26 protein-coding genes and 1 pseudogene are annotated in these 25,662 nt (G+C 70.6%); 13 read left to right on the top strand and 14 right to left on the bottom strand.

Features of this window, described 5'->3' with window-relative positions; genetic code table 11:
- The first annotated feature begins 107 nt into the window (after nucleotides 1-107).
- Entirely contained in the window at nucleotides 108-1,835 is a 1,728-nt protein-coding gene (locus AC3EO4_RS12135) for a thiamine pyrophosphate-dependent enzyme (protein ID WP_431895406.1), read from the top strand.
- Nucleotides 1,836-1,886: 51 nt separating this feature from the next.
- On the opposite strand, the gene AC3EO4_RS12130 is transcribed toward AC3EO4_RS12135, so the two are convergent.
- Nucleotides 1,887-2,456 carry a TetR/AcrR family transcriptional regulator gene (locus tag AC3EO4_RS12130; RefSeq protein WP_431895404.1) on the bottom strand — a complete coding sequence of 190 codons (570 nt, stop codon included), beginning with the start codon at nucleotides 2,454-2,456 and terminating at the stop codon, nucleotides 1,887-1,889.
- Between the two features lie 57 nt (nucleotides 2,457-2,513).
- Between AC3EO4_RS12130 and AC3EO4_RS12125 the strand changes: the two genes are divergently transcribed.
- Both AC3EO4_RS12125 and AC3EO4_RS12120 read left to right on the top strand, forming a co-directional pair.
- On the top strand, nucleotides 2,514-3,440 hold the full coding sequence (locus tag AC3EO4_RS12125; RefSeq protein WP_431895403.1) for an ATP-binding cassette domain-containing protein: 927 nt from the start codon (nucleotides 2,514-2,516) through the stop codon (nucleotides 3,438-3,440).
- Nucleotides 3,437-4,219, top strand: a complete 783-nt coding sequence (locus AC3EO4_RS12120) for an ABC transporter permease (protein WP_431895401.1) — start codon at nucleotides 3,437-3,439, stop codon at nucleotides 4,217-4,219. The genes AC3EO4_RS12125 and AC3EO4_RS12120 overlap by 4 nt, the downstream gene beginning before the upstream one ends.
- 46 nt (nucleotides 4,220-4,265) lie before the next feature.
- On the opposite strand, the gene AC3EO4_RS12115 is transcribed toward AC3EO4_RS12120, so the two are convergent.
- Nucleotides 4,266-5,609 (bottom strand): APC family permease, encoded by a 1,344-nt coding sequence (locus tag AC3EO4_RS12115; RefSeq protein ID WP_379568213.1) that lies wholly within the window; start codon nucleotides 5,607-5,609, stop codon nucleotides 4,266-4,268.
- Between the two features lie 64 nt (nucleotides 5,610-5,673).
- Between AC3EO4_RS12115 and AC3EO4_RS12110 the strand changes: the two genes are divergently transcribed.
- Nucleotides 5,674-6,525, top strand: a complete 852-nt coding sequence (locus tag AC3EO4_RS12110) for an LLM class flavin-dependent oxidoreductase (protein WP_379568215.1) — start codon at nucleotides 5,674-5,676, stop codon at nucleotides 6,523-6,525.
- Here the strand turns inward: AC3EO4_RS12110 and add are convergent.
- Nucleotides 6,494-7,435, bottom strand: a complete 942-nt coding sequence (gene add, locus AC3EO4_RS12105; RefSeq protein WP_379568217.1) for an adenosine deaminase — start codon at nucleotides 7,433-7,435, stop codon at nucleotides 6,494-6,496. The two genes, AC3EO4_RS12110 and add, sit on opposite strands and share 32 nt — an antisense overlap.
- Nucleotides 7,436-7,501: 66 nt before the next feature.
- Nucleotides 7,502-8,416, bottom strand: a pseudogene (locus AC3EO4_RS12100) (RNA polymerase sigma factor); the annotation flags it as partial.
- A 127-nt stretch (nucleotides 8,417-8,543) separates the two neighbouring features.
- Between AC3EO4_RS12100 and AC3EO4_RS12095 the strand changes: the two are divergent.
- Nucleotides 8,544-9,164, top strand: a complete 621-nt coding sequence (locus AC3EO4_RS12095; RefSeq protein ID WP_431895398.1) for a TetR/AcrR family transcriptional regulator — start codon at nucleotides 8,544-8,546, stop codon at nucleotides 9,162-9,164.
- 53 nt (nucleotides 9,165-9,217) lie between these two features.
- Here AC3EO4_RS12095 and AC3EO4_RS12090 read toward each other — a convergent pair whose 3' ends face one another.
- From AC3EO4_RS12090 to AC3EO4_RS12080, 3 genes are all read right to left on the bottom strand, one after another.
- Nucleotides 9,218-9,406 (bottom strand): hypothetical protein, encoded by a 189-nt coding sequence (locus AC3EO4_RS12090; RefSeq protein ID WP_379568221.1) that lies wholly within the window; start codon nucleotides 9,404-9,406, stop codon nucleotides 9,218-9,220.
- A 155-nt stretch (nucleotides 9,407-9,561) separates the two neighbouring features.
- The gene (locus tag AC3EO4_RS12085; protein WP_379568223.1) at nucleotides 9,562-10,614 is read right to left on the bottom strand and encodes a winged helix DNA-binding domain-containing protein; all 1,053 of its coding nucleotides are present in this window, start codon (nucleotides 10,612-10,614) and stop codon (nucleotides 9,562-9,564) included.
- Nucleotides 10,615-10,624: 10 nt separating this feature from the next.
- Nucleotides 10,625-12,046 (bottom strand): WS/DGAT/MGAT family O-acyltransferase, encoded by a 1,422-nt coding sequence (locus AC3EO4_RS12080; RefSeq protein ID WP_431895396.1) that lies wholly within the window; start codon nucleotides 12,044-12,046, stop codon nucleotides 10,625-10,627.
- Nucleotides 12,047-12,086: 40 nt separating this feature from the next.
- On the opposite strand from AC3EO4_RS12080, the gene AC3EO4_RS12075 reads away from it, so the two are divergent.
- Both AC3EO4_RS12075 and AC3EO4_RS12070 read left to right on the top strand, forming a co-directional pair.
- Nucleotides 12,087-13,733, top strand: coding sequence for an acetolactate synthase large subunit (locus tag AC3EO4_RS12075; protein ID WP_431895394.1), 1,647 nt, complete (start codon nucleotides 12,087-12,089; stop codon nucleotides 13,731-13,733).
- Nucleotides 13,733-14,722: a tyrosine-type recombinase/integrase gene (locus tag AC3EO4_RS12070; protein ID WP_431895393.1), complete on the top strand. Its 990-nt coding sequence runs from the start codon at nucleotides 13,733-13,735 to the stop codon at nucleotides 14,720-14,722. The genes AC3EO4_RS12075 and AC3EO4_RS12070 overlap by 1 nt, the downstream gene beginning before the upstream one ends.
- Before the next feature lie 30 nt (nucleotides 14,723-14,752).
- Here AC3EO4_RS12070 and AC3EO4_RS12065 read toward each other — a convergent pair whose 3' ends face one another.
- Nucleotides 14,753-15,337 carry an ArsR/SmtB family transcription factor gene (locus AC3EO4_RS12065; RefSeq protein WP_379568231.1) on the bottom strand — a complete coding sequence of 195 codons (585 nt, stop codon included), beginning with the start codon at nucleotides 15,335-15,337 and terminating at the stop codon, nucleotides 14,753-14,755.
- 139 nt (nucleotides 15,338-15,476) lie between these two features.
- Between AC3EO4_RS12065 and sulP the strand changes: the two genes are divergently transcribed.
- Nucleotides 15,477-17,126 carry a sulfate permease gene (gene sulP / locus AC3EO4_RS12060; protein ID WP_431895390.1) on the top strand — a complete coding sequence of 550 codons (1,650 nt, stop codon included), beginning with the start codon at nucleotides 15,477-15,479 and terminating at the stop codon, nucleotides 17,124-17,126.
- Nucleotides 17,127-17,134: 8 nt separating this feature from the next.
- On the opposite strand, the gene AC3EO4_RS12055 is transcribed toward sulP, so the two are convergent.
- The gene (locus tag AC3EO4_RS12055) at nucleotides 17,135-17,935 is read right to left on the bottom strand and encodes an AraC family transcriptional regulator (RefSeq protein ID WP_379568235.1); all 801 of its coding nucleotides are present in this window, start codon (nucleotides 17,933-17,935) and stop codon (nucleotides 17,135-17,137) included.
- Nucleotides 17,936-18,005: 70 nt separating this feature from the next.
- Here AC3EO4_RS12055 and AC3EO4_RS12050 point away from each other — a divergent pair, with 70 nt between their 5' ends.
- From AC3EO4_RS12050 to AC3EO4_RS12040, 3 genes are all read left to right on the top strand, one after another.
- The gene (locus tag AC3EO4_RS12050) at nucleotides 18,006-18,833 is read left to right on the top strand and encodes a phytanoyl-CoA dioxygenase family protein (protein WP_379568237.1); all 828 of its coding nucleotides are present in this window, start codon (nucleotides 18,006-18,008) and stop codon (nucleotides 18,831-18,833) included.
- Nucleotides 18,830-19,105, top strand: a complete 276-nt coding sequence (locus AC3EO4_RS12045; RefSeq protein WP_431895389.1) for a hypothetical protein — start codon at nucleotides 18,830-18,832, stop codon at nucleotides 19,103-19,105. The genes AC3EO4_RS12050 and AC3EO4_RS12045 overlap by 4 nt, the downstream gene beginning before the upstream one ends.
- Nucleotides 19,106-19,200: 95 nt before the next feature.
- Nucleotides 19,201-19,296: an aromatic-ring hydroxylase C-terminal domain-containing protein gene (locus AC3EO4_RS12040; protein ID WP_431895387.1), complete on the top strand. Its 96-nt coding sequence runs from the start codon at nucleotides 19,201-19,203 to the stop codon at nucleotides 19,294-19,296.
- A gap of 117 nt (nucleotides 19,297-19,413) precedes the next feature.
- Here AC3EO4_RS12040 and AC3EO4_RS12035 read toward each other — a convergent pair whose 3' ends face one another.
- A complete protein-coding gene (locus AC3EO4_RS12035; RefSeq protein ID WP_431895386.1) occupies nucleotides 19,414-21,111 on the bottom strand; it encodes a CDGSH iron-sulfur domain-containing protein in 1,698 nt (565 codons plus the stop codon).
- On the bottom strand, nucleotides 21,108-21,407 hold the full coding sequence (locus AC3EO4_RS12030) for an antibiotic biosynthesis monooxygenase family protein (RefSeq protein WP_379568244.1): 300 nt from the start codon (nucleotides 21,405-21,407) through the stop codon (nucleotides 21,108-21,110). The genes AC3EO4_RS12035 and AC3EO4_RS12030 overlap by 4 nt, the downstream gene beginning before the upstream one ends.
- 79 nt (nucleotides 21,408-21,486) lie before the next feature.
- Here AC3EO4_RS12030 and AC3EO4_RS12025 point away from each other — a divergent pair, with 79 nt between their 5' ends.
- Nucleotides 21,487-22,059 (top strand): TetR/AcrR family transcriptional regulator, encoded by a 573-nt coding sequence (locus tag AC3EO4_RS12025; RefSeq protein ID WP_379568246.1) that lies wholly within the window; start codon nucleotides 21,487-21,489, stop codon nucleotides 22,057-22,059.
- A gap of 25 nt (nucleotides 22,060-22,084) precedes the next feature.
- Here AC3EO4_RS12025 and AC3EO4_RS12020 read toward each other — a convergent pair whose 3' ends face one another.
- Together AC3EO4_RS12020 and AC3EO4_RS12015 are read right to left on the bottom strand one after the other, a co-directional pair.
- Entirely contained in the window at nucleotides 22,085-22,540 is a 456-nt protein-coding gene (locus tag AC3EO4_RS12020) for a DUF6463 family protein (RefSeq protein ID WP_379568248.1), read from the bottom strand.
- On the bottom strand, nucleotides 22,537-23,157 hold the full coding sequence (locus AC3EO4_RS12015; protein WP_379568250.1) for a DUF2867 domain-containing protein: 621 nt from the start codon (nucleotides 23,155-23,157) through the stop codon (nucleotides 22,537-22,539). The genes AC3EO4_RS12020 and AC3EO4_RS12015 overlap by 4 nt, the downstream gene beginning before the upstream one ends.
- Nucleotides 23,158-23,191: 34 nt before the next feature.
- On the opposite strand from AC3EO4_RS12015, the gene AC3EO4_RS12010 reads away from it, so the two are divergent.
- Nucleotides 23,192-23,800, top strand: coding sequence for a TetR/AcrR family transcriptional regulator (locus AC3EO4_RS12010; protein WP_379568252.1), 609 nt, complete (start codon nucleotides 23,192-23,194; stop codon nucleotides 23,798-23,800).
- Between the two features lie 551 nt (nucleotides 23,801-24,351).
- Here the strand turns inward: AC3EO4_RS12010 and AC3EO4_RS12005 are convergent.
- Complete coding sequence (locus AC3EO4_RS12005) at nucleotides 24,352-25,662, bottom strand: hypothetical protein (protein WP_379568254.1); 1,311 nt, start codon at nucleotides 25,660-25,662, stop codon at nucleotides 24,352-24,354.

Genomic DNA, 25,662 nt, shown 5'->3' with positions numbered 1-25,662 from the left:
CCTCCCCGGCCCCGCGCCGGGGAGGGCTGACCGGCAGACCGGTACGGCACGGCTGGACCCGCCGTCCGGGGTAGGAGGTGGTGCGGAACAGGAAAAGGGGGATGCCGATGAGCCGCACCGTAGCCGACGATCTGGTGGACGTGCTGGTCCGGGCGGGAGTCACCCGCGTCTACGGGCTGGTGGGCGACAGCCTCAACGCCTTCAGCGACGCCGTCAGACGCAGCGGCACCCTGCAGTGGGTGCACGTGCACCACGAGGAGAGCGCCGCCTTCGCGGCCTCCGCCGAGGCCCAGCTGACCGGGCGGCTGGCGGTGTGCGCGGGAAGCTGCGGCCCTGGCAACGTGCACCTGATCCAGGGCGTCATGGACGCGCACCGCTCCGGCGCGCCCGTCCTGGCCCTGGCCTCGCACATCGCCTCCACGCAGATCGGCATGGGCTTCTTCCAGGAGACCAAACCCGAGCTCCTGTTCGGCCAGGCCAGCCACTACTGCGAGCTCGTCTCCAAGCCGGCCCAGCTGGACCGCACGGCGAGGATCGCGATCCAGAACGCGGTCGGCAAGGGCGGCGCGGCCGTCCTCGTGCTCCCGGGCGACGTTCTCTCCGACGAGTCGGCCCACGAGCCTCCGGACAGCGCGCTGGTCGCCGGCCGCCCGAAGCCGGTGCCCGACGACGCGGCGGTGGCCGAGCTGGCCGAGCGGATCAACGGCGCGAGCAAGATCGCGATCTTCGCGGGCATCGGGTGCGCGGAGGCACGCGAGGAGGTACTGCGGCTCGCGGCATGGCTGGAGGCGCCCATCGGCCACACGCTGCGCGGCAAGGACGTCATGCAGTACGACAACCCCTACGACGTGGGCATGACGGGGTTGCTCGGCTACGGCGCCTGCCACAAGGCGCTGCACGAAGCCGATCTGGTGCTGCTGCTGGGCACCGACTTCCCCTACACCGACTTCCTGCCCGCCCGCGACAACGTGCAGGTCGACCTCGACCCGTCCAGACTCGGCCGCAGGGCGCCGATCAGCCAGGGCATCGCCGCCGACGTGGGCCACACGATCAGGGCGCTGATGCCGCTGCTGCGCGAGAAGACCGACCGGTCCTTCCTGGACGGCATGCTGCGCGAGCACGAACGCGCCGTCAGGCGGAGCGTCGACGCCTACACCCACGACGTCGACCACCTGGTGCCGATCCATCCCGAATACCTCGCGGCGCTCGTCGACGAGCTCGCCGCCGACGACGCGATCTTCACCGCCGACACCGGCATGTGCTGCACGTGGGCGGCCAGGTACCTCACCCCCAACGGCAGGCGACGGCTGATCGGCTCGTTCGTGCACGGGTCGATGGCCAACGCGCTGCCCATGGCGATCGGCGCGCAGTTCGCGTACCCGGGCAGGCAGGTGGTGTCGCTGTCCGGCGACGGCGGGCTGGCGATGCTCATGGGCGAGCTGCTCACGGTGAAGACGCACCGGCTGCCGGTCAAGGTCGTGGTCTTCAACAACTCCAGCCTCGCGATGGTCAGGCTGGAGATGATGGTGGCCGGCGACCCGCCGTTCGAGACCGACCACGACATGGTCGACTACGGCGCCATCGCCTCGGCCGCGGGGTTCTTCACCAGGAGGGTCACCGAGCCTGGCCGGCTGCGGGAGGCGGTCAAGGAGGTGCTCGCGAACGACGGGCCCGCGCTGCTCGACGTCGTCACGACCGCCGACGCTCTCGAGGTGCCGTCGCATGTCACGGCGGCCGAGGCGCGCGGGTTCGCGCTGTCCATGGGCAAGATCGTCCTGGACGGCGGGATCGGCGAGGCGTGGCGGCTGGCGCGCACGAACCTGCGCCACCTCTGAGTGCGGCGACCGGCGGCTCGTACCCCGGCCGGCAGCCCATCCGCCCGTCCCCTACCTCACCACTCCGTTCTCGAAGGTGCGGATCACCGTGGCGGTGACGCCGTGACGAGGCAGCTCGCCCTTCTCGGCCGCCTCCCACCCGGAGTAGGTCAGCGACCAGATCACGGTCTGGATCCACTCGGGGGTGGAATCGGGGTCGAAGACGCCCTCCTCCTGTCCGCGCTTGATGAGGTCGATCGTCGTCGGCACCGACATGTCGGGTTCGAAGCAGTCGGTGAAGTCCTCCAGCACGCGCGGGTCGCCGAACAGGAAGGCCAGCCGGTCGCCGACGTCGACCATGGCCGCGAGCAGGCGCCGCATGGCCTCCAGCGCGGGCCCCTGGTCGATCGCGGCCTCGCGGACCGAGTCCTCCACCGCACGGAAGGAGTCGACGATCGCGGCCGCCATCAGCTCGTTCCTGTCGGCGAAGTAGCGGTGCAGGGTGCTGCGCCCGACCTGGGCCGCCTCGGCGATGTCGGCGAGCGTCGCCTTGCGGTCGCGGGCGAGAGTGGCGGCGGCGGCCGCCAGGATCGCGCGGCGCGTACGACTGCGGGTCCCGGACTCGGGAGTGGAACTGCTCACTCCCAAACTCTAACATGAGGGTTTGACTTTGGGACATCAGTGTCTCATTCTAAAGCAATGAACTCCTATTCACTCGTCGCCGAGGGGCTGTCCAAACGCTTCGGCGGCACCCTCGCGCTCGACGGCTTGGATCTCGCCGTACGGGAAGGGACGGTCTGCGGGCTGCTCGGCCCCAACGGGGCGGGCAAGACCACCGCCGTACGCATCCTGACCACGCTGCTTCGGGCCGACGGCGGCAGGGCCACGGTCGCAGGTCTCGACGTGGCCACCCAGCCGGAGAAGGTCCGCCAGGTCATCGGCCTGGCCTCGCAGGAGCCGGCCGTGGACGAGATCCTCACCGGCAGGGAGAACCTGGTGATGTGGGGCAGGCTCTACCACCTGGACGCCAGGCGGGCCAGGCGCAGAGCCGACGAGCTGCTGGAGCAGTTCGGACTCACCGAGGCGGCTGGCAAGCGGATCAAGCACTACTCCGGCGGGATGCGCCGCCGCCTCGACCTGGCCGCCACCTTCATCCAGGCGCCGCGCGTGCTCTTCCTCGACGAGCCGACGACGGGCCTCGACCCCCGCAACCGCAACGAGGTGTGGCAGGCCATCCGCACGCTGGTCGTGAACGGCAGCACGGTACTGCTCACCACCCAGTACCTGGACGAGGCCGACCAGCTCGCCGACCAGATCGCGGTGCTGCGCCAGGGCAGGGTGATCGCCGACGACGCGCCGGACCGGCTGAAGTCGTCGATCGGCGGCGACCGGCTCGACCTGGTGCTGCGCGACCCGGCGGACCTGCAGGAGGCCGGCGACATCCTGGCCGCCTTCGGCCCGCCCATGGCCGACCCCGACACGCGCCGGCTGTCCGCGCCCGTCGCCGACCGCATGCACGCCCTCGGCCAGGTCATGCGCGCGCTGGAGGCCAAGGGGATCGAGGTCGAGGACGTGTCCCTGCGCCGGCCCACGCTCGACGAGGTGTTCCTGAAGGTGACGGCATGACCCACGTGCTCTCCGACAGCTGGGTGATCGCCAGGACGAACCTGCTGCACTGGGTGCGCAACCCTGCCGCGATCCTCTCGGGCCTGCTGTACCCGATCGTGATGGTGCTGCTGTTCGGCTACGTCTTCGGCAGCGCGATGGCCGTCGCGGGCGCGGGAGACAACTACCGGGAGTACCTGATGCCCGGCATGTTCGGCCAGACGATGGCCGTCGGCATCACGACCACGTTGATCGTCGTCACCACCCACGCGGCCAAGGGGGTGACCGACAGGTACCGCTCGATGCCCGTGTCGCAGACCGGCGTGGTGCTCGGCAGGGCCGTCTCCGACATGATCAGCTCGGCGATGGAGCTGACCATCCTCATCGCGTGCGGCGTGGCGGTCGGCTGGAGCTGGCACAACGGGCCGCTCAAGGCGCTGGCCGCGGTGGGCCTGCTACTGCTCCTGCGCTTCTCGCTCATCTGGGTCGGGATCTTCGCCGGGCTGAAGCTCACCCCTGAGGCCGCCGGCGCCTCATGGATGATCATGCTGCCGCTCACGATGGTCGCGAACACGTTCGTCTCCCCCGCCCAGATGCCGGGATGGATGGGCCTGCTCGCCGAGTGGAACCCGCTGTCGGCCACGGTCGCCGCCTGCCGCCAACTGTTCGGCAACCAGGGGTTCGCGGGCGGGTCGTGGGCGTCGGAGCACGCGCTGCTGCTGGCCGTGGCGTGGCCCGTGGTGATCACGCTGGTCTTTCTGCCGCTGTCGGCGCGCGCCTACCGGCGGCTGAGCCGCTGACCGGCCGGCCGTGCCGTACAGGGGATGTACGGCACGGCCGCGCGCGTCAGACGGTCTCGCCCTCGTCCTGCCGCTGGCGGCGGGTGAAAGCCCAGTTGACCAGCCACAGCAGGATGCCGATGCCGAGCAGGACGCCCGCCGTGATGTACACGGTGCCCGGCCGTCCGGTCAACGGGCTGGCCAGCACGACCGCCATGACGGCGCCGATCGCGGGCAGCGCCGTCGGCGCCCGGTAGTGCTCGTGGTCCACCTCCTCCTTGCGCAGCACGAGCACGGCGATGTTGACCACGGCGAAGACACACAGCAGCAGGAACGCCGTGGTCTCGCCGAGCCCGGAGATCTCGCCCGTGGAGATGAGGCCGATGGCCAGTGCGGTGGTGAACAGGATCCCGACGATGGGAGTGCGGCGGCGCGGGTCCACCAGGCCGAGCGAGCGCGGCACGACCCGCTCGTTGGCCAGGCCGTACACCAGGCGGGAGGCCATCATCATGTTGATCAGCGCGGAGTTGGCCACCGCGAAGATCGCGATCGCGGCGAACAGCTGCGGCGGGAAGCCCAGGCCGCCCGCCTTGACCACCTCGAGCAGCGGCCCGTCCGACTCCTTCAGGACGCGGTAGTCGACGAGCAGTGAGGAGGTGAGCGCGACCAGGATGTAGACGGTGCTGGTGATGGCCACGCCCAGGAAGATCGCGCGGGGGAAGTTGCGCGCCGGGTCCTGGGTCTCCTCCGCCATGTTCACCGAGTCCTCGAACCCGACGAAGGCGAAGAACGCCAGCGCGGTGCTGCCCAGCAGGGCCAGCAGCAGCCCGCCCGACTCCTCGGTGCTGATCTGCGTCAGCCGCGACGGTTCTCCGGCGCCCGTCGCGACCGCGTAGACGCCGATCAGGATGATGATCAGCAGACCGGTCAGCTCGATCAGGGTGAAGACGATATTGGTCTTGACCGACTCCGACACGCCTCGGTAGTTCAGCGCCGCGACGGCGACGATGAAGATGATGCCGACCACCACCGAGGGCAGGCTGACGAACTCCTGCAGGTACCTGCCGCCGATGGCGCGGGCCGCGGCGCTGGCCGAGGTGAGGCCCGAGCACATGACCGCGAAGGCCACCATGAACGTGAGGAACGGCTTCCTGAAGGCCAGCTGGGTGTAGAGGGCGGCGCCTGCCGCCCTGGGGTACTTGGTGACGAGCTCGACGTAGGACATGGCCGTGAACAGCGCGATCACGAAGCCGATGAGGAACGGGATCCACAGCGCTCCGCCGACTCTGCCCGCGACGGATCCGGTGAGGGCGTAGACGCCGGTGCCGAGGATGTCACCGACGATGAACAAGATCAGCAGCTTTGGTCCGATGGCGCGTTTCAGCGACACCTGTGCGGGGGGCGTAGTCATGAGGTTGCCGTGCCCATCCCTGCCGATGTTGACACTCGCCGGTAATGTTGATACATCAACAAACATGGAATTCGGACTCAGCATCCCCGCCGACGCCCGTCCTGGCGACGACCCCGTCAGGGCAGCCGTCCGCGCGGAAGAACTCGGCTTCGACTTCGTCTCCACCAGCGACCACCCGTGCGGGAGCGATCCGAGCTTCGAGACGTGGACGCTGCTGTCGTGGATCGCCGCCTCGACCTCGCGGATCAGGATCGCCACGAGGGTGCTCGGCGTGCCCTACCGGCCGCCGGCGATGGTCGCCAAGATGGCGGAGACGTTCGACCGGCTGTCGGGCGGCCGGTTGATTCTCGGGCTCGGAGGCGGCCACTCCGACGAGGAGTTCAGGGCGTTCGGGCTGCGCGTGCCCACGACCAGGGAGAAGATCGACGGCCTCGAGGAGGCGATCCACGTCACCCGAGGGCTGTGGGAGCGGCCCGGCTTCACCTTCGAGGGTGAGCTCTTCCACACCGTCGCGGCCGACCTGGAGCCCAAGCCGTCGCGTCGCATCCCCATCTGGCTGGGCACGTTCGGGCCGAGGGCGCTGGAGCTCACGGGACGGCTGGCCGACGGCTGGATCCCCTCGCTGGGCTTCGCCCCGCCGGAGCGGGCCGCCGTCATGCGCCAGAAGGTGCTGGCCGCGGCGGAGCGGGCAGGGCGGCCCGCACCCACGTGCGCCTACCACATCGTGGTGCACGTCGGTGAGGACCAAGGGCGCCCCGGCATGGTCTCGGGACATCCCGAGGCGGTCGCCGAGCGGCTGGCGAGCTTCGTCGCGATGGGGTTCACCACGCTCAGCCTCGCCCCCTCAGGTCCGGGCGATCAGGCCGGGCGGCTGGCGAGCGAGGTCATCCCGCTGGTGCGGAAAGCCACGCGCTGATCCCCTCCAGCAGCTCGGTCTTCAGTGGCGCCGGGGCGAACGACGCGGTGACCGAGGCGGCGGCCAGCTCGGCGAGGGTCTCGTCGCTGTCGCGCGCGTCGGCGTACTCCTTCAGCAGCGAGGTCTCGCCGTCGGTGTTGAGGGTGACGACCAGCCCCTCCCTCCGCAGGCGGGGCAGCGGATGCTCGGCCCTCGACGGCACGATGCCGAGCAGCACGTTGGAGAACGGGCACACCTCCAGCGGCACGCGGCGCTCGCGCAGCTCGGCCACCAGGGCGGGGTCCTCGAGCACGCGGATGCCGTGGCCGAGACGCTCGGCGTGGCCCACCTCGAGCGCCTCGCGGATACTGTCAGGACCCGCGGTCTCACCGGCGTGGTGCACCAGGTGCAGGCCCGCCTCCCTGGCGACCTCCAGCACGTCGGCGAAGGGCGTCAGCGGGTACGTCTCGTCTCCCGCGAGCCCGATGGCGATGACCTCGTCGTGCGCGGTGGCCAGCTTCAGCGTCTGCCACAGGCGCTCGGCCGGGCGGCGGCGGGAGTGGTCGAGGATGAGCGCGCACCTGATGCCGTGCTCGGCCTCGCCCTCGGCCAGCCCTTCGAGGACGGCCAGCAGCGGCATCTCCAGATCGCCGAGCCGTTCGCCGTGGGAGGCGGCGGTGAAGGTGACCTCGGCGTAGCGGGTGCCCTGGGCGGCCTCGTCGGCGCAGAACTCGCGGGCGATCCTGCGGAAGTGCTCGGGCGTGCGCAGGGCGCCGCGGACGCGCGCGTTGTGGTCGGCGAACTGCCGGAATCCGGTGAAGACATCGGGGCGCGGCGTCTGGACCCCGAGCTCTCGCAGGGTGGCAGGGCGGACCGTGCTCTCCAGATGAACGTGCAGGTGGGCCTTGGGCAGCCGCGCGATGTCTCTCACTGGTGTGATCCTACGGAGGACACGTCCCTCCTCACATCTCCTTTTCCCTCCGGCGGCGGGCCCGGCTCAGTTGAGGTAGTCGCGCAGCGCCTCGGCGCGGGAGGGGTGGCGCAGCTTCGACATCGTCTTGGCCTCGATCTGCCTGATGCGCTCCCGCGTCACGCCGTACACCTTGCCGATCTCGTCCAGCGTCATCGGCCTGCCGTCGGTCAGGCCGTACCGCATCGAGATCACCCCCGCCTCCCGCTCGGAGAGGCTGTCGAGGATCTGGAGCAGCTGGCTGCGCATGAGCGTGAACGACACCTGCTCGGCCGGCGAGGGCGACTCGGAGTCCTCGATGAGGTCGCCGAGCTCGCTGTCGCCCTCCTCTCCCAGCGGCGTGTGCAGGGAGATCGGCTCGCGGGCGTAGCGCTGCACCTCCGCGACCTTGTCGGGGGCCATCTCGACCTCGGCGGCGATCTCCTCGGGCGTCGGCTCGCGGCCGAGGTCGGCCAGTAGCCGCCGCTGCGTGGACGACACCTTGTTGATCACCTCGACCATGTGCACCGGGATCCGGATGGTCCGTGACTGGTCGGCCATCGCCCTGGTGATGGCCTGCTTGATCCACCAGGTCGCGTAGGTGGAGAACTTGAATCCGAGCGTGTAGTCGAACTTCTCGATGGTGCGGATCAGGCCGAGGTTGCCTTCCTGGATCAGGTCGAGGAAGAGCATGCCGCGCCCGGTGTACCGCTTGGCGATCGAGACGACGAGGCGAAGGTTGGCCTCCAGCATGCGCTCCTTGGCCAGCGCCCCGTCCTCGGCGATCCACTCCAGGTCGGCCCGCAGATCGGCGGGCAGGTCGAGCTCGGTGTCGAGGCGTTCGCGGGCGAACAGCCCCGCCTCGATCCGCTTGGCCAGGTCGATCTCCTGCTCGGCGCTGAGCAGCGGTACCTTTCCGATCTGCTTGAGGTAGTCCTTGACGGTGTCGCGGGTTGCTACGGCCTCGTCCATCAGGGTCGCGGTCATGCGTTCCTTTCCAAACTTAGTACGGACATAAGATTAGACTTGACCCTTCCTAGCGTCAACCTAAAATAATGTCGAACCTAAAAATTTGTGAGAGGGTGTGCCCATGAGCACTGACGCGTTGGGTTTGAGGGAACAGAAGAAGCGAGAGACCAGGCAGGCCATCTCTGACCACGCTACCCGCCTGTTCGTGGAGCATGGGTTCGAGCGGACCACGATTTCCGACATCGCCGCGGCTTCCAGGGTCGCGAAGATGACGGTGACGAACTACTTCCCCCGCAAGGAGGACATGGCGCTCGACCACCACGAGGAGTTCGTCGCCTCACTGGCGCAGACCGTCAGAGGGCGGGCACGGGGAGAGTCGGCGCTCGCGGCGCTGCACGCCGCGTTCCTGGCCGCGGTGGAGCGGCGCGACCCGGTGATCGGGTTCACGGGCGAGCCGTTCGCCCGCATGATCGCCGACAGTCCCACTCTGGTCGCCCGCCTGCGCGACCTGCACGAACAGCGCGAGGAGGCGCTGGCGGCCGAGCTCGGCGGCGACGTCGAGGCGAGGGCCGCCGCGGCCGCGCTCGCGGGCGTCCACCGGGTGCTGTTCGCCGAGCTGATGCGGCGCACGCTGGAGCACGAGGACGCCGACGCCGTCGCCGCCGCGCTGGAGAAGGCGGCGACGACGGCGTTCGGCCTGCTGGAGCCGTCGCTCGGCGGCTACGCGGTACGCGAGGCGTAGTCGCCGGCGAGGGCTCAGGAGGCGGCCACGAACGCAGGGGGCGGCGGCGTCGGTTACCCCACTCGCGGCCGCCAGTCTGTTTGGCCGGCCTGGTACGCGCCGAGCGCGGAGCGACTGCGAGACCGCAAGCGAACGCACACGGCGGTGACCGCGAACCCGATGGCGGTGAACAGCTTGAGCAGCTTGCCTGGCCGGGAGTTGATCAGCGCGGTGAGCTCCTCGGCGCGGACCTCCGCCCGCATGGAATCGCGGTACCGAAGACGGGCTGACCGGCGGACGAACTTCGTCGCCAACCACGGCGAGACGTCGCACATCTCGTGGACGACCCCGCGGGTGACGCGTTCGATCCCTGCCCAGCCGCTGTCTTACATGGCTGAAATAGGGTGCGCGATCGGATCTACGCGGTGATCCGGATCTCCGCCTCCGGCTGTCCCGCGAAGGCGAGCATCCGGCTCGCCTCCGCCATGACCTCGGAGGGGAGCTCACGGAAGGGCTTGATCTCCAGGCCCGCCTTGGTCAGCCACCACATGCCTGCCACGAACCCGTCGACCAGGATGACCGGGTTGGTGACCGCCCCCACGCACACCAGCCTGCGGTGCTCGTCAGCCATCATGCGGGTGCGGTCGTCATAGGCCAGGACGAGGTTGTCGAAGTACGGCAGGAAGCGCACGGGGGCGGAGGCGTCCTCGGGGGCCAGTTCGGCGTCGGGCAGGTCGTAGAGGTCGCGGCCCTCCTCGTCGGTGTAGCGGCGCAGCGGCATGCGCTCGACGACCTCGCGCAGCCTCGTCAGGCCCGACCACATCTGGATGTCCTTGGCACTGGCCGGGCCGAAGGCGGCCAGATACCGCACGATCATCGTCTCCACGTCGAGCTCCGCCGACAGCGGGGCGCCGATCCACTCCTCCGCGAGCGTGAACGGCGTGGCGCCGCCCGTCCCCCAGATGCCGTTGGGCGGGGTGTGCACCAGGGGCAGCAGCGCCTGGGCCGACCAGCCCAGCGCGAGTGGTTCCACCTCGGGCCAGCGGGCCGCCAGCAGGTCGCGCAGCTGGGGGCGGGTCAGGGTGCGGCCCTTCAGGTGCTCGCGGGCGAGCGCGGTCAGCTCGCCGAGGTCCACTCCGCCGGTCGCCTTGCCGAAGGCGGCCTGGCGGGAGCGGCTGAGGCAGGCCTGCATGATTGGGCGCAGCCACAGATAGTCGTCCGCGGCGGCCAGGTGCTGGGTGCCGCGCAGCAGCGAGCCGCGCACGACGTGCCTGCCGTACAGGAGGTCGGACAGGTCGTCCTGGGTGAAGCTCGCCAGACGCGACCACAGACCGAAGTAGGGGGCGTTGATCTCCTGGCCCTGCACCGCCACCAGCCTGCGGATCGCCTCGACCGGCGACATCTCCGCGCGGCGCAGCAACAGCTGGCGGTCGAGGGCGGTGCGGTTCAGTGTCCTGCGCGTCAGCTTCATGGCGGCAACGCTACGGCTTATCGCGGAAGGCTTCGTTCCTCAATTCATCGAGTGCGTCGCGGATCCTGTCGGTGATCTCCCAGGCGTCGGGGATCATGTCGCGGTCGGTGACCACGCCGACGTCGAGCGAGCCGTCGTAGGAGAAGCAGGTGATGTTGACGCCGCCGCTGACATCGGTGATCACCGAGACGGGGTAGTGCGTCAGCAGCCGCGCGCCGCACACGTACAGCGGGAACTGCGGCCCCGGCACGTTGGAGATCCCCACGTTGATGGGCGGCGCGGTCTGCCCGACCAGGCCGAACGCCGAACGCGAGGCCAGACCCATGAGAGCGGCGGGCATCGACTCGCTGAACTCCCTCAGCCAGCGGGCGGGAGCCAGGGAGAAGCGCTCCTTGATCCGGTTCATCGACTTCTGGACCTGCTCCAGCCTGGCCACGGGATCCTCCACGTGGACAGCCAGCGGCGCCGTCATGATCGCGACCTGGTTGCCCGGGCCGCGCTCGCGCAGCGAGAACGGCACGCCCGCCACCAGGGGCCCGTCGGGGACCCCGCCGTGCGCGGCCAGCCATCCGCGCAGCCCGCCCGCGCACACCGCCATTACCACGTCGTTGACCGTCACGTCGAAGGCTTTGCGCACCTGCTTGATCTCCTCAAGCGGCAGCGACACGAAGGCGAAACGCCGGTGCGCGGAGATCGGGCCGCTGAACGGGGTGCGCGGCGCGGGCAGGGCGGGCAGCCCCGGCGCGTCTCCCGCGCCCGCGACCCTGCGGGCCAGCCCCGAGACCAGTTCCACGCCCGGCACCTTCGACACCACGGGGATCTCGTCGAGATGCGGCACCGCCCTGGCCGCGAACCTCACCGCCTGCGCGGGGTTGGCGGCGAGCCTGGTCAGCGCCCGGCCCACCATCGCGGCCCAGCCGGGCGCCGGCTCGTCAGGCTCTGGCTCGCCCTCAGGGGGCGGCGCGGGCGTCGGGGTCAGGTCGAGCAGCGCGGCCAGCACGTCCGCGCCGCCGACGCCGTCGACCGCCGCGTGATGGATCTTGGTGTAGAGGCCCATGCGGCCTCCCGACAGGCCGTGGATCAGGTAGATCTCCCACAGCGGCCGGTGGCGGTCGAGCCTGCGGGCGTGTAGGCGGGAGACCTGCTCGGCCAGTTGCCTGTCGTCGCCCGGCGGGGGCAGCCCGATCTCCCTGACGTGGTAGTCGAGGTCGAGGTCGTCCTCACGCACCCAGTACGGATGATCGAGGCCGAGGGGCACCGGCGCCAGCTTGCGCCGCATCGCCGCCACGTGCGGGAGCCGCTGCGTCAGCAGCTCCTGCAGGTCGCTCCTGTTGAGGTCGCCGTCGAGGATGGCCAACCCCGCGATGTTGGCGACGTTCGTCGCGGTCTCGAAGTTGAGGAACTGCGCGTCGAGTGCAGTGAGCTGCGCCATACCAGGAAATTTACTGTGCTTCCGGATTGCTGCAGAGACCATGAGTAGCACGGCTGCCGCGTTGCTGGTCCGAGCGCTGGAGGCGGAGGGCGTCACGCACGTCTTCGGCATCCCCGGCGAGGAGAACATCCATTTCATCGACGCGTTGAACGATTCCTCGATCCGCTATGTCCTCGTCCGCCACGAGCAGGGCGCGGCCTTCATGGCAGAGATCTACGGCAGGCTGACGGGCAAGGCGGGCGTCGCCTCCGCGACTCTCGGCCCTGGCGCGATCAACCTGCAGCTCGGCGTCGCCGACGCCACCAGCAACAGCACTCCCGTGGTCGCCATCTCCGCGCAGGTGGGCCTGGACCGCATCTACAAGGAGTCGCACCAGATCGTGGACCTGGTGTCGTTGTTCAGGCCGATCACGAAGTGGTCGGAACTGGTTCCCACCGCGGCCGCGATCCCCGAGATGCTGCGCAAGGCCTTCAAGACCGCTCAGACCGAGCGGCCGGGAGCGGTGTACCTGGCGATCCCCGAGGACGTGGAGAAGGCCGAGGTCCCCGACGACGTCAGGCCGCTGCCGCTGAACGTGGTGCGCCCGGTCGACCCGTCCTCCTCGCAGATCGCCCGCGCGGCCGACCTGCTGGCCACGGCCCGCCGTCCGATCATCCTGGCCGGCCACGGCGCCACCAGGGCGGGCGCCCGCGACGCGCTGGTCCACTTCTCCGAGCGGCTCGGACTTCCCGTCGCCACCACCTTCAACGGCAAGGGCGTCTTCCCCGACGACCACCGGCACGCGCTGGGCGCGTTCGGGTTCATGCGCCACGACCACGTGAACTTCGCCTTCGACGAGGCCGACGTGCTGATCAGCGTGGGGTACGAGCTCCAGGAGTTCGACCCCGTGAAGATCAACCCGGACCGGTCGAAGAAGATCATCCACATTCACCAGTTCCCCGCCGAGGTCGACGACCACTATCCGGTGGCGGTCGGCGTCCAGGGCGACATCTCCAGGTCGCTGCACGCCCTCGGGGAGGCCGTGCACCGGCGTTTCACACTCAGCCCGACCGTGGAGAAGGTGCGACGGCTGATCAGGGAGGAGTTCGAGCAGGGGCGGACCGAGGAGGGCTTCCCGCTGACACCGCGCAGGATCGTCGCCGACATCAGGCAGGCGATGGGCCGCGACGACATCGTGCTCGCCGACACGGGCGCGGTGAAGATGTGGATGTCGCGCATGTACCCGACCTACGAGCCGAACACGATGCTGGTCTCCAACGGGCTGTCGTCGATGGGGTTCGCGGTGCCCGGCGCGATCGCCGCCAAGCTCGCCTTCCCCTCGCGCAGGGTGCTGGCCGCCACCGGTGACGGCGCGTTCCTGATGAACTCCCAGGAGCTGGAGACCGCGGTGCGCGAGCGCGTGCCGATCACGGTGCTGATCTGGGAGGACGACGCCTACGGGCTCATCGACTGGAAGATGGGGCTCGAGCTGGGGCGCAGCTCCAACATCGCGTTCGGCAACCCCGACTTCGTGAAGTACGCCGAGAGCTTCGGGGCCAGGGGCTACCGGGTGGACTCGGCCGACGCGCTGCTGCCGACGCTGCGCGAGGCGCTGGACGGCGAGGGCGTCTCCGTGATCGCCGTTCCCGTGGACTACTCGGCCAACCTCGCGCTGACCGAGTCGCTCGCGGGCCTAAGATCGGCTTGATGGACGCGCCTGCCGTAGTCGCCGACGACCCGCAGCCGCCCGCGCCTGCCGTACGGCCTGCGGGCGACCCGTACCACGTCTACCTCGAATCCCTGGCCGGCGCGGAGTCGAGGAGGACGATGCGGGGCTGCCTCGACCGCATCGCGCGCGTGCTGACGGGCGACGACGCGGTCACCGGCGCGGGGATGCCCTGGCATCTGCTGCGCTATGAGCACACCGTGCGGATCAGGACCGTGCTGACCGAGCAGGGATGGTCGCCCGCCTACGTCAACAAGCACCTGGTGGCGCTGCGGCGGGTGCTGAAGGAGGCCTGGCGGCTGGGGCAGACCAGCGCCGAGGACTACGCCAGGGCCGCCGACCTGGCCCCCGTCACGCACACGAGGCTGCCCGCGGGCCGGCACGTGCCGCCGGAGGTGGTCGGGGCGGCGCTGGCGGCCTGCGACGACTCCCCCGCCGGACTGCGCGACGCGGCGCTCATCGCCGTCCTGTACTCCACCGGCTGCAGGCGGGCCGAGGTCGCCGGGCTCGCGCTGGTCGACTACGAGCCCGGCGCCCGCTCCCTGAGGGTGCTGGGCAAACGGGACAAGGAACGGCTGGTCTACCTGACGGGCGACGCGATCGGCCTGCTGGAGCGGTGGCTGGCCGTCCGCGGTGGAGCCACGGGGGCGCTGTTCTGCCCGATCAGCAGGTCGGGGCGGCTGCGGACGCGTGACGAACGGCCGGTCCCGTTGACCGGGCAGGGCATCGCCGACATCCTGGCGCGCAGGCTCGGCGAGGCCGGCGCGGGCAGGCGGACGGCGCACGACTTCCGCAGGACGTTCATCGGCGAGCTGCTCGACGCCGGGGTGGACCTGGCGACCGCGCAGGCGCTGGTGGGGCACTCCTCCCCGGCCACGACCGCGCGCTACGACCGGCGTCCTGAGAACACCCGCAGGGAGGCCGTCGACCGGCTCAGGCTGCCCAGAGCCCGTCCCCTCACGCCCGGCTGACCCTTCCTTCGCCGCCGGTCCGGCCTGTCGTCACCCCTCGGGGACGCTGGGATGGACGGCGACCACGATGCGATGATCGCGTCCTCCCTCCGCGTTCTCGTCGTGGTACTTGGACACCAGCCTGGTGACCGCGTCGGCCAGTTCCTCGGCGAACGCGGCCCGGTCGGCCGCCGAGGAGAAGCGGACCGTCCCGTCGACGGCGAACGTCGCCAGGCGCTGCTGCGCTTTGGTCGCGCCGGTGATGAGCGTGCCGACGTCGCGCACCAGCCGGGAGGCGACGGCCAGCAGCCAACGGGCCGACAGGCCGTCGGGCGCGCGCGACGGATCGGGTTGCACGGCCCCGAGCGCGGCGGGCGAGATGACGTAGGAGGCGGCGGTGGCGCGCATGACCCGCTCGATGGCGTTGCCCTTGCGCCGCTCCTCCACCAGCTCGACCAGACCATGATGTTCCAGGGTGCGCAGATGGTAGTTGACCTTCTGGCGAGGCAGGCCGACCTTGGCGGCCAGCATGGTGGCCGAGCCGGGCTCGGACAGCTCGGCCAGCAACCGGGCCCTGATCGGGTCCAGCGAGATCTCGGCCGCGGCCGGATCCTCGATCACTGCGACGTCGAACACCCCTCTACGGTCGCACCGACAATTCGGTTTGTCAAAGCCGAGGAGGCTTGTCGGCCATGGCCCCTCCTTCCTTCGAGGAGACAGGCCCAGGGTCAGGAGCGGGTCAGGTGTCCCGCCGCCATGGTGCGACACTGCGGTCATGGTCCCGTTCCTGCCATACCGGCGAGAGTGGCTGCGCGGTGACGCGCTGGCCGGGCTCACGGTGGCGGCCTACCTCGTGCCCCAGGTGATGGCGTACGCCACGGTGGCCGGACTGCCGCCGGTCGCGGGACTCTGGGCCGCCCTGGCGCCGCTGGCGCTGTACGCGCTGCTCGGCTCCTCACGCCGGCTGTCCGTGGGCCCCGAGTCCACGACCGCGCTCATGACCGCGGTCGTGGTCGGACCGCTCGCGACCGGCGACCCCGGCAGGTACGCGACGCTCGCCGCCGCGCTCGCCGTCGCCGTCGGCCTGCTGTGCCTGGTGTGCCGGCTGCTCAGGTTGGGCTTCGTCGCCGACCTGCTGTCACGGCCGATCCTGGTCGGCTACATGGCGGGCGTGGCCGTCATCATGATCGCCGGACAGCTCGGCAAGATCACCGGAGTTCCGGTGTCAGGGACCCACCCCATCGCCGAGGTCGTCTCGTTCGCGCGCGGGATGACGCAGACCCATCCGGCGACGTTGCTGCTCTCGATCGGGGTGCTGATCCTGCTGTTCCTGGCCCAGTGGTGGCTGCCGCGCCTCCCCGCGCCGCTGCTCGCCGTCCTCCTGGCCACCGCCTGCGTCACGCTCTTCGGGCTGGAGCGGTACGGGATCAAGGTGGTCGGCGAGATCCCCGCAGGCCTGCCCGCGCCGGCCGTTCCCGCGCCCGCCGATCTGCGCGGCCTGCTGCTGCCCGCGTTCGGCGTGCTCCTGGTGGGCTACAGCGACAACGTGCTCACCGCGCGGTCCTTCGCGGCCCGGCACAACGAGCAGATCGACGCGAACAGGGAACTGCTGGCCCTCGGCGTGGCCAACGTGGGCGCGGGAGTCCTGCACGGGTTCCCCGTCAGCAGCAGCGCAAGCCGAGCCGCTCTGGCCGAAACGGCCGGTGGCCGCACGCAGGTGTACTCGCTCGTCGCGCTGGCCGCCGTCGTCGGCGTGCTGCTGTTCGCCGGGCCCCTCCTGGCCGACTTCCCCGTCGCCGCGCTCGGCGCCATCGTCATCTACGCCGCCGTCCGGCTGATCGACGTCGCCGCCTTCCGCCGGCTGGCGTCCTTCCGTCGCAACGAGTTCCTGCTCGCCCTGGGCGCGTTCACCGGCGTGCTCGTCTTCGACATCCTGTACGGCGTGCTCCTCGCGGTCGGCCTGTCGGTCGCCGAGATGCTGTACCGCGTCGCCCGTCCCCACGACGCCATCCAGGGCATCGTCCCAGGCCTGGCGGGGATGCACGACGTCGACGACTACCCGCAGGCGCGCACCGTCCCCGGCCTGGTCGTCTACCGCTACGACTCACCGCTGTTCTTCGCCAACGCCGAGGACTTCCGGCGTCGCGCGCTGGCCGCCGTGGACCGGCACGAGGGGGCGGTGTCGTGGTTCGTGCTCAACGCCGAGGCCAACGTGGAGGTCGACGCCACCGCTCTGGACGCGGTCGAGTCGCTGCGCGCGGAGCTGACCCGCCGCGGCATCGTGTTCGCGATGGCCAGGGTCAAGCAGGACCTGCGCGCCTCGCTCGACGCGTTCGGCCTGACGGCGGCGATCGGCGAGGACCTGCTCTTCCCCACCCTGCCGACCGCCGTCCAGGCCTACGAGCAGTGGGCGGGGCGAGCCTGAGCCCGGCCTCAGCCGCCGTGCCGGCCCGCGGCCGGGCGGGCGTCCGCGGACGAGCCCGACGCGCGGATGACGCGCGGGGCCGCGCCCAGCGTTCTGCGGCAGGCCTTGTTGAACGCCTGGAGGTCGCGCATGCCGACGGCGGCCGCGACCGCGCTGATCGGCATCGTGGATTCGGCCAGTAGGTGGCGAGCGCGGATCATCCGGCGCCGGTGGATGTAGGCGACGACGGTGACCCCCATCTCCGCGTGGAAGAGCCTGGTCAGGTGGTTGTGGGAGACCCCAGCGACCCGAGCGACGCCGGACACCGACAAGGGGGAGGCCAGGTGGGCCTCGATGTGGGAGATCGCGGCGGCGACCGCGGGATGGGGGTGGTCGCCTCCGCTCAGGGTCGCCACCCTCCAGAGCGCCGTCCAGATCTCGGCGGCGGTCCTGGCGGGGGCCTGCGGGGCGGCGGCGATCGCGGCACGCAGCATGTCCGACAGCGCGGGCGCCTGCACGCCCGCATTCTGCATGACCGGTACGGCGTGCGCCCCTGCTCCGCCCGGTGCGCGGAAATGCACGTAGAGGTGCTCCGACGGCCCCCGGTAGCGGTAGCGCGCCTGCGTCCCCGGCGGGATCAGGCTCACGAACCCTGGCTCGATGGCGTGCGGGGTGCCCGCCACAGTGAGTTCCGCGCTGTAGCCGTACAGGTGGAACTGCCAGAGCTCCGGCAGCAGATAGGTGTCGTGCCGCCTGCTCACGCCGTGCAGGCCGACGCCGATGTCGACCACCTCGGGTGGCTCGTCGAGCGAGATCTCCACGACGCGCATGGTGAGAAAATACCAGTTTTGGGGAAGATGACCCACGATTCTCCAGGCATGACGCCCTTATGGTCGACGCATGCCAACCAGTGATGGTCACCTCCTGACCTCTGTGCAGATGGCGCGATTCGTCGCGGCGGGGTCGTTCCGCCTGGACGCGGTCGTGCCTCCCGATCTGAACGCCCAGGCGATCGACGTCTTCACCGCGGGCATTCCGCGCACGCCGTACGGGACGCCGGTGAAGGAGGCCTTTCCCGAAGGCTCGTTCCCTCGGCGGCTTATCGAGCTGCCGCCCGTGGCGGGCGCGCTGCGAAGCCTCCTCGGGCCTGACCCGACCGTCGACCACCACTTCGTCCACATCCGCGAGCCGCACGAGGGCAAGGCCCAGCCCCTGCACGCCGACGCGATCATCGACACCCGGCCTGACGCCTTCGACGTCCAGCTCATGTACTACCCGCAGGACGTCACCGAGGACATGGGCGGCACGCTCAGCGTGCCCGGCAGCCACCTGCGCAGGACCAATGAGAGCGACACGGGCCGCTACCAGAACCTGCGCGGGCAGTCCATGCTCACGTGTCCCGCGGGCACCGTGGTGCTGCTGCACCACGGCATCTGGCACGGCGGGCGGCGCAACGACGCCGACGTCCCCCGCTACATGTTCAAGATCCGCTTCAATCCGACGGTCCCCCAGGTCCGCCTGTGGGACACCGACGACCTGCACGATCCCGCTGTGCTCGCCGAGCTCGACACCCGCTTCCCCTGGTACGAGCCCGCGACGGCCCGGCTGGAGATCCACAACCGGATCAAGCTCTGGCGGGTGCTCACCGGCGACGACGGCTTCGACATGGACCACTGGGTGACCCGGATCGGCAACCGGCCCCGCGTCGCCACGGGAGGTGCGGCGTGAGCCCCGTACGACAGAAGGTTCTGGTCCTCTACCTGGCCGACTCCGCGCTGGACTCCACCGTGATCGGCTGGGCGCGCTACGACGGCACCGGCCGTACGACGCCGGCGACCGGTGACAGTGTCACCCCGCCCTACGAGCGCGGGCTCGACGCCCTGCTGGACGGCTGGCGGCTCATCCAGGCCTCCCAGCTCATTCCGCCCTATCCGGGGTACGAGTACGACACGTCCTTCCTCAAGCACGAGTTCTTCTTCGAAAGGCTCGTCGACGTCTGACCGCGCGCTGAGGTGAGGCGCGGGCCGCCATGCGGACCCGCGCCCATCACCCGGCACCTTCCGGTCGTCGCTCCTGCGAGAAGCGGTAACGCAGGATGCTGCTGGTGCGCCCCGACGGCTTCGTGGCCTGGCGGGGGACGGCGCCGGGCGACCTGCCGGACGTCATGTCCCGGCTGCTCAGGCTGCCGTAGCGGAGCCCGGCCGCATCGCGATGGCCCCGGACAGGCCGACCGACGGCGCCTCCCCTTCGACCGGCCGGGCAGCCGACGCCGCCCTGCGATCCTCCGTGAGCCCCGGGAGGGCGCTGATCAGGGCGCGTGGCCCTCGGCGATCCAGCGGGCGAAGAGGTCGACGTGCTCGGCGGGCCAGGCGCCGTCGCAGGGCATGCTGCCCCTGCGGAGCCGCGCCAGGATGGCGTCGGCGTGCCGTACGACGTCGTCGTGGGACCACAGGTCGAAGACGAAGCTCATCGACCTGCGGTCCATCGCGCGGAACAGCGGCTTGATGTGGTCGGCGAAGCCGACCGGCTCGTCCGATGCGGGAAGGCGCACCTCTGTCCTTTCGACGGGTGGGGCCAGCGCGGAGACGCGCGAACCCGGTCTGGCCTCGCACACCCACCACCATTGCGGCACCGGCATGTGCGGCGGCGGTGTCGCGCCGGGCTGGGAGTTCTCCACCGCGATCCTGGAGCCCCATTCGACGTAAGCGGCGAAAGCGGCGCGGAACTCGGGATCGGTGGGCAGACCCGCGTCGTCGGCGGCCCGGCTGATGAGCTGCGCCCAGCGGGATCGCCACTGTTCGGTCAGCGCCTTGCCCGCGTGCTCGGCGACCATGTGGTCGTAGCCGCCGTACTGCTCCGTGTAGAGCTTGGGGCCGCCGAAGGTCTCGGCGAGCCAGGCGGCGACACGCTGGGGATGGTCCGGCGACATCCGGGCGAACAGCGGCCCGAGCAGGTCGTCGTGCGGAACGTACTTCTCGTAGAAGATGCGGGTCATGCGTGTCAGGGCGGGCAGCCCTCCGGCCCACTCGAACAGCGTGGGATCCTCCGAGAGCGGCGGGTCGGCGAAACCGACGTGGTAGTGCATGCCGCTGCAGATCGGCTTGTTCCGCGACTGGCCGCACCGGCAGAGGCTGTAGTGCTCCCTGGAGGCGTCGCCGTCGAGCGGGATGCCGCCGGTGATCCGGTACGGGCCGTCCTTGGACACCTCGATCGCGGGCTCGCGTCGCGGGGCGGGGGCCGTCCTGCCGTCGATCGCCTGCCCCAGTGCGCCGGACGGGCAGGCCCGTACGGCGCGGACGATCTCGTCGGCCCTGCCGCCGCTGGGCGCCACGAACGGCTCCTCCCCCACCCGGAACACGGTGGGCAGCCGGTCGGTGCAGAAGCCCGAGTGGGCGCAGATGCCCCGGTTGTCGAGCACGGTGACCTGCACGCCCTCGTAGGACTCCTGCCGGTCGGGCACCCGGGCGGGATCCTTGTCGCCCTTGAACCCGATGCGGGCGTGGCTGCCGTCGCACAGCGGCTTGACGGTGGACGCGCCGCATCGGCACAGGGCCATCTGCGGGAACGTCTGGATGGGCTCGCCCAGCCAGTTGGTGATCTTCGTGGCGTTGGTGACCAGGTACGGCCCGTCGGCCGCGACGTCGATCCGCGTCTCCAGACCGCCTTGGAGGCCGGCCAGCTCCTCGATCCTGGCCGCCATCGACTCGGCGTCCTCGGCGAACAGGCACGCCAGGTGCTGTAACGCGGCCGTCGCCTCGATCAGGCCGTCGGGAGCTCCCGGCAGGGCGCGCAGGCGCGTCGCGTCCTTGGCCAGTTCCCACAGCCGCTCGGCGGGCGAGCCGGTCTCGGCGACCTCGGGCTCTGCCCCGGCCTCCGGGTCCGGCCTCGTCGCGGCTTCCGCGACGGCGGCGGCGAGGGGCCGGATCACCGTCTCGGCCAGCGGCTCGCCGGGCGCCAGGTCGCGGTCGAGCAGGCGCGCCCGCGCCAGCAGGGCAGCCGTGCTCATCGCGCCCCGAACAGCGCGGTGTAGTGCTTCATCTCCTCGATCTGCGAGAAGAAGGGCTTGACCGCGGTGAAGAACTCGCCGAACCGGGCGCTGCGGCGAAAGCCCTGCTCGTGCCCCTCGACCGAGTCCCATTCGATGCGGACGGTGTAGTGCTCGGGCTCCTCGACGCCGCGGGCGATCTCGTAGGCCAGGCAGTGCGGGTCGTCGTCGAGGACGCTCGACGCCGTCTTGTACGCCTGCTCGAACTCCTCGGCCCGGTCGGATGGAACGGTGTATCGGATGTACTCGATGACCACGATAGAACCTCTTCAGTACTGTGGTGCGAGACGAACTTTCATTACATTACAGCATTGTAATGAAACTAGGGGCTGGATCATGACACGTAGGACCGGGCGAGCGCGGGACTCCTCCATCGACGACCGGATCCTGGCCGTCGCCCGACGGCATCTGTCGGTGTACGGATACGAGCGCATGTCGCTGGCCGCCGTCGCGCAGGAGGCGGGCACCACCCGTCCCGCCCTGTACCGCCGCTGGCCGGGCAAGGCCGAGCTCGCCGCCGCGGCGGTCGCGAGCATGGCCGAGGAGGAGGAAGTGAGGCCGCCACGGGATCCCTACACCGCCCTGGTGGCCGAACTCGCCGACTTCGAGCGCGGGGTCTCCAGGCCCGGCAGGCTCTCACTCGTCGGCAGCATGCTCCAGGACACGACGCAGCCCGAGGTCCTGGCCCGCTACAGAGCCCGCGTGGTGGCCCCGCGACGACGCCGCATCCTGGCCATCCTCGAGACCGCCAGGGACGGCGGCCTCATCGACGCGGACGCCGACCTGGAGGTCGCCGTCACCATGTGCACGGGAAGCTGGTACGGCCGCGCGCTGGCCGGGTCCACCCCGCCGCCGCGCTGGCCGGAACGGACCGCGGCCCTGGTCTGGCGCGCCCTCGGCGGCCGGTGACGACCGGCTCCGCCGAGGGCGCGCATCACGCCAGGTCCACCTCCCGGTCCCTGACCGCTCCCGACCGATCCTCCTTCCGCGCCGCGACGACGATGAACGCCCCGGCGACGACCCCTGCGAAGAACGGGCTCGGCACCAGAAGGACGCCGCCCAACGCACACCACGCCGCGAGGCCCCAGCCGATCCCCGCGGGCACCGCCACCCCGCGTCCGGCGAGATGCCATGTCAGGCAACCCAGGAGGATCAGCGGCACCGCGAAGCTTCCCGGGCCTGCCCAGAAGGTGACCTCGTTCTGAAGGGCCCCCGCCGTCCGAACGGCGCCCCCGTCCGCGAGCGCGAGCGGGACGGCCGCCCACATCCCCCGATCCACCCAGCCGGCGACGTCCTCCCTGGCGACGAGCGCCAGCAAGGACAGGTGCCCTGCTCCCAGCACGAGCATGATCCCGCTCGCCCAGCGGAGCAGCCGCTTTCTGGATTTCATCGTGACCTTCCTTCTTCGCACCGGGCCTGCGCCCGGTCGCGGTCGCTCCAGGCCCGTTCCCACCGCCGGGTCAGCGCCGGGTAGACGATGAGGTAGCGGAAAGGCGCGATGGCGGCCATGTAGAGCCGCCCGAACCATCCGTTGGGCTTGACGAGGACGGCCATCCGCAGCTCATGGTCGCCGTTCGCCCCCTGAACCCAGCCGAGATGCATCACGGTGTGCACGGTCTTGTTCGCCAGCTCGCGCGCGCACTCCATGTCGAGCTCGTAGACCGCCTTGAGAGGCATGCTCTCGCTGTCCGGGCCGCGGGGAGCGTCGCGGAGGTCGGCGGGCAGGCGGTCGCGGATCGAGGCGACCCGCGCACCGACGCCCGCCGATGGCTTGTCCCAGCCGAGAAGCGCGCCGAGCCTCCACCTGACGGCGAACAGGAACCTCGCGGGCCAGGGCTGCTTGGCGAGTCCGCCGGCCGCTCGCATCGCTGCGAGCATCGCGGGGAAGTCGCCGGGTCCGGCCCCCGGAGTGCGGAACGACCACACATCCTCGACCGCGAAGTCGCTGGTGAGTTCGTGGATGCGCCACGGCTGCTCGGTGTAGGTGGCCTCTGCGAGTCGCGGCAAGGGTTCGACCTCTCATGTATACGGTGCCGTACATTTGATATGTACGGTAACGTACAATTTCAAGGCGATCAATGGAGGTGTCCGGATTCCCGCTGCGACCCGCACCACACGAGCCCGCTGGATAGAGGCGGGCCTCGAAGCCCTCGCCGAGGGAGGACCCGACGCGGTCCGCGTCGAGACGCTCGCCTCCAGGCTCGGCGTGACGAAGGGCGGCTTCTACGGGTACTTCGACGGCCGTCCCGCGCTGCTCGCGGAGATGCTGGACGAGTGGGAACGCCGCTGCACCAGAGAGGTCCTCGCCCAGGTCGCGGCCGAAGGCGGCGACGCCGCCGAGAGGATCAGGCGCGTCGGCCAGCTGACCTTCTCAGAAGACCTTCACCGGATCGATCTCGCGGTCAGGGCCTGGGCTCGCCATGACCAGTCCGTCGCGGCGCGCCTGCGGCGTATCGACAACGAGCGCATGGACTTCCTGCGGAAGATGTTCGGCACGTTCATCACCGACCCCGACGAGATCGAGGCACGCAGCACCCTGGCGTTCGCGCTCGCGATCGGCCGCCACTTCATCGTCGCCGACCACCCTGGGTACACCACCCGCGACGTCGTCCACCTCGCGGGTGAACACCTCCTGCGCCCACCACGGTGACCACCGTGTTCGCGCCTCGTCACCATCAACCATGGGGCGCCCCACCGCGCTCGGGTTCGCCCCAGGACCAGAACCCCCGTCAAGTCGACGCCCAACGCCAGGCTGGGACGGCCACCGGGCACCTCCGCACCGGGGGTGCCGCCGGGCGCGCCCGAGCCGGAGCAGCCGCCGGGCATGTCCACGTCGGCACGGCCTCCGGGGCCGAAACGTCCCGGCCGCCGGCCATACGCGCGGACGGCGGTCTTGCCTGTACGCACGGGCGGCGGTGCGGCCGATACTCGCGGGCGGCGGTCCGGCCGATACTCGCGGGCGGCGGTGCGGCCGGTACGCACGGGCGGCGGTCTTGCCGCCCGCGCCCCGGTCGAAGGGGCGGCCCGTCCGGGCGCCGGGCCCGTCTCGCCCGGCGCCTCTGCGATGCCGGTGAACGCACCGTGCAGCGGATCGATGACATGGTTCTTCGTGCCCCGCTCGACCGTCCTGAGCCACCTCGACAGGACCGGCATCGACTCCCCGGCCCCGCGCGGCGAGCGGATCACCCCCGGATCGACGGGTCAGTACTCGTAGGCCCCTGCCTCGATGGCGCCGTCCTTGCCCACGGTGACCCCGGCCAGGTCGAGGTCGTTGTAGACGGTGACGCCGAGCCCGATGGCCGGGCTCCCCGCGCGCAGGCGCAGGGGGTTGGCGGGGTCGAACAGCGGGTCCTTGTGGACGTTGTTCGTCCCTGCCGGCATCTGGTACTGGCCGCCGAAGAAGACGTTGTGGTGGTTGTCGGTGAAGCCGGCCTCGGCGTAGCCGCTCTTCTTCGCCGCGACGACGACGTTCTGCGCCAGCGACAGGTGCTCGTTGGTGCAGCCCGCGTCGCAGACGACGCCTTCGGCCTGCGCGTTCGGCAGATTGATCGAGTTGTTGCGGAAGACCGTGCCGAACACCGGCCCGTTGGACTCGATGCGGCCGTCGTCGTGCCGCGGGCCTCGGGTGATCAGGCCCGCCCTGCCCTTGGAGCCGTAGATCGCGTTGTACTCGAAGACGTTGCCCGAGGTCCCGTCGGGGTCGTTGGTGCTGCCGTCGTCGTTGGTGGAGGTCCCGAGCTCGGTGAAGGTGTCGTTGTCCACCGCGATGTTGTGGTGGACGCGGTTGCGGGAGCCGAGGAAGATCTCGACCGCCGCGCCGTCCAGCTCGTAGTCGTAGCTGAAGGCGATGGAGCCCTTGATGGTGTTCCAGCCGATGTTGGAGTCGTCGCCCTGCACCAGGATCGCGAAGGCGCCCGAGTCGTCGTTCGGATGCTCTTCCTTGGGGGTGAGCGTGCTCATGTGGTTGTTGTTCACGAACTCGTTGGCGGTCACCGCGGTGTACTGGGCGGAGGTCTCGATGTAGACGCCCGCGGCCGCGCCGGTGACGTAGTTCTTCTCGATCACGTTGTCGGTGCCGGTGACCTTGATCCCGGCCCAGGAGCACCGTCCCGCGTCCTGGTCCACGCCGATCTGCAGGTTGTAGACCTCGAGGTAGCTGCCTTGGAGGTGGACGCACGCCTCGGTGTCGCCCTTGACGATCGGCCTGGCCCCGGCGCCGTAGGCGTCGACGACGATGGGGCTCGCCGCGTTGCCCGACTCCGTCAGCGACAGCCTGCCGGACCAGGAGCCGCCCCGGCGCAGCAGCAGCTTGGCTCCGGGGGGCAGGACGGCGGAGGAGGCCTTGGCCAGGGTCTTCCACGCGGTGGTCTGGGAGGTGCCCGCGGCCGCGTCGTTCCCGCTGACGCTGTCGAGGTAGTACACGGGAGCGGCGGTCGCGGACGCGGAGCCCGCCCAGAGGCCCGCGGTCACGAGCGCGAGTGCCACCGCACCCGCCGCGTATGTCCTTAACAC

The organism is Nonomuraea sp. bgisy101, from assembly GCF_057708945.1.
The sequence above is the reverse complement of the archived record's forward strand: the minus strand, read 5'-3'. Positions and strand labels throughout refer to the sequence as shown.

Coding starts and splice junctions, on each gene's coding strand:
- AC3EO4_RS12135 (WP_431895406.1), top strand. CDS start 108: ATGAGCCGCACCGTAGCCGACGATCTGGTGGACGTGCTGGTCCGGGCG.
- AC3EO4_RS12125 (WP_431895403.1), top strand. CDS start 2,514: ATGAACTCCTATTCACTCGTCGCCGAGGGGCTGTCCAAACGCTTCGGC.
- AC3EO4_RS12120 (WP_431895401.1), top strand. CDS start 3,437: ATGACCCACGTGCTCTCCGACAGCTGGGTGATCGCCAGGACGAACCTG.
- AC3EO4_RS12115 (WP_379568213.1), bottom strand. CDS start 5,609: ATGACTACGCCCCCCGCACAGGTGTCGCTGAAACGCGCCATCGGACCA.
- AC3EO4_RS12110 (WP_379568215.1), top strand. CDS start 5,674: ATGGAATTCGGACTCAGCATCCCCGCCGACGCCCGTCCTGGCGACGAC.
- AC3EO4_RS12095 (WP_431895398.1), top strand. CDS start 8,544: ATGAGCACTGACGCGTTGGGTTTGAGGGAACAGAAGAAGCGAGAGACC.
- AC3EO4_RS12090 (WP_379568221.1), bottom strand. CDS start 9,406: ATGCGGGCGGAGGTCCGCGCCGAGGAGCTCACCGCGCTGATCAACTCC.
- AC3EO4_RS12085 (WP_379568223.1), bottom strand. CDS start 10,614: ATGAAGCTGACGCGCAGGACACTGAACCGCACCGCCCTCGACCGCCAG.
- AC3EO4_RS12080 (WP_431895396.1), bottom strand. CDS start 12,046: ATGGCGCAGCTCACTGCACTCGACGCGCAGTTCCTCAACTTCGAGACC.
- AC3EO4_RS12075 (WP_431895394.1), top strand. CDS start 12,087: ATGAGTAGCACGGCTGCCGCGTTGCTGGTCCGAGCGCTGGAGGCGGAG.
- AC3EO4_RS12070 (WP_431895393.1), top strand. CDS start 13,733: ATGGACGCGCCTGCCGTAGTCGCCGACGACCCGCAGCCGCCCGCGCCT.
- sulP (WP_431895390.1), top strand. CDS start 15,477: ATGGTCCCGTTCCTGCCATACCGGCGAGAGTGGCTGCGCGGTGACGCG.
- AC3EO4_RS12055 (WP_379568235.1), bottom strand. CDS start 17,935: ATGCGCGTCGTGGAGATCTCGCTCGACGAGCCACCCGAGGTGGTCGAC.
- AC3EO4_RS12050 (WP_379568237.1), top strand. CDS start 18,006: ATGCCAACCAGTGATGGTCACCTCCTGACCTCTGTGCAGATGGCGCGA.
- AC3EO4_RS12040 (WP_431895387.1), top strand. CDS start 19,201: ATGCTGCTGGTGCGCCCCGACGGCTTCGTGGCCTGGCGGGGGACGGCG.
- AC3EO4_RS12035 (WP_431895386.1), bottom strand. CDS start 21,111: ATGAGCACGGCTGCCCTGCTGGCGCGGGCGCGCCTGCTCGACCGCGAC.
- AC3EO4_RS12025 (WP_379568246.1), top strand. CDS start 21,487: ATGACACGTAGGACCGGGCGAGCGCGGGACTCCTCCATCGACGACCGG.
- AC3EO4_RS12020 (WP_379568248.1), bottom strand. CDS start 22,540: ATGAAATCCAGAAAGCGGCTGCTCCGCTGGGCGAGCGGGATCATGCTC.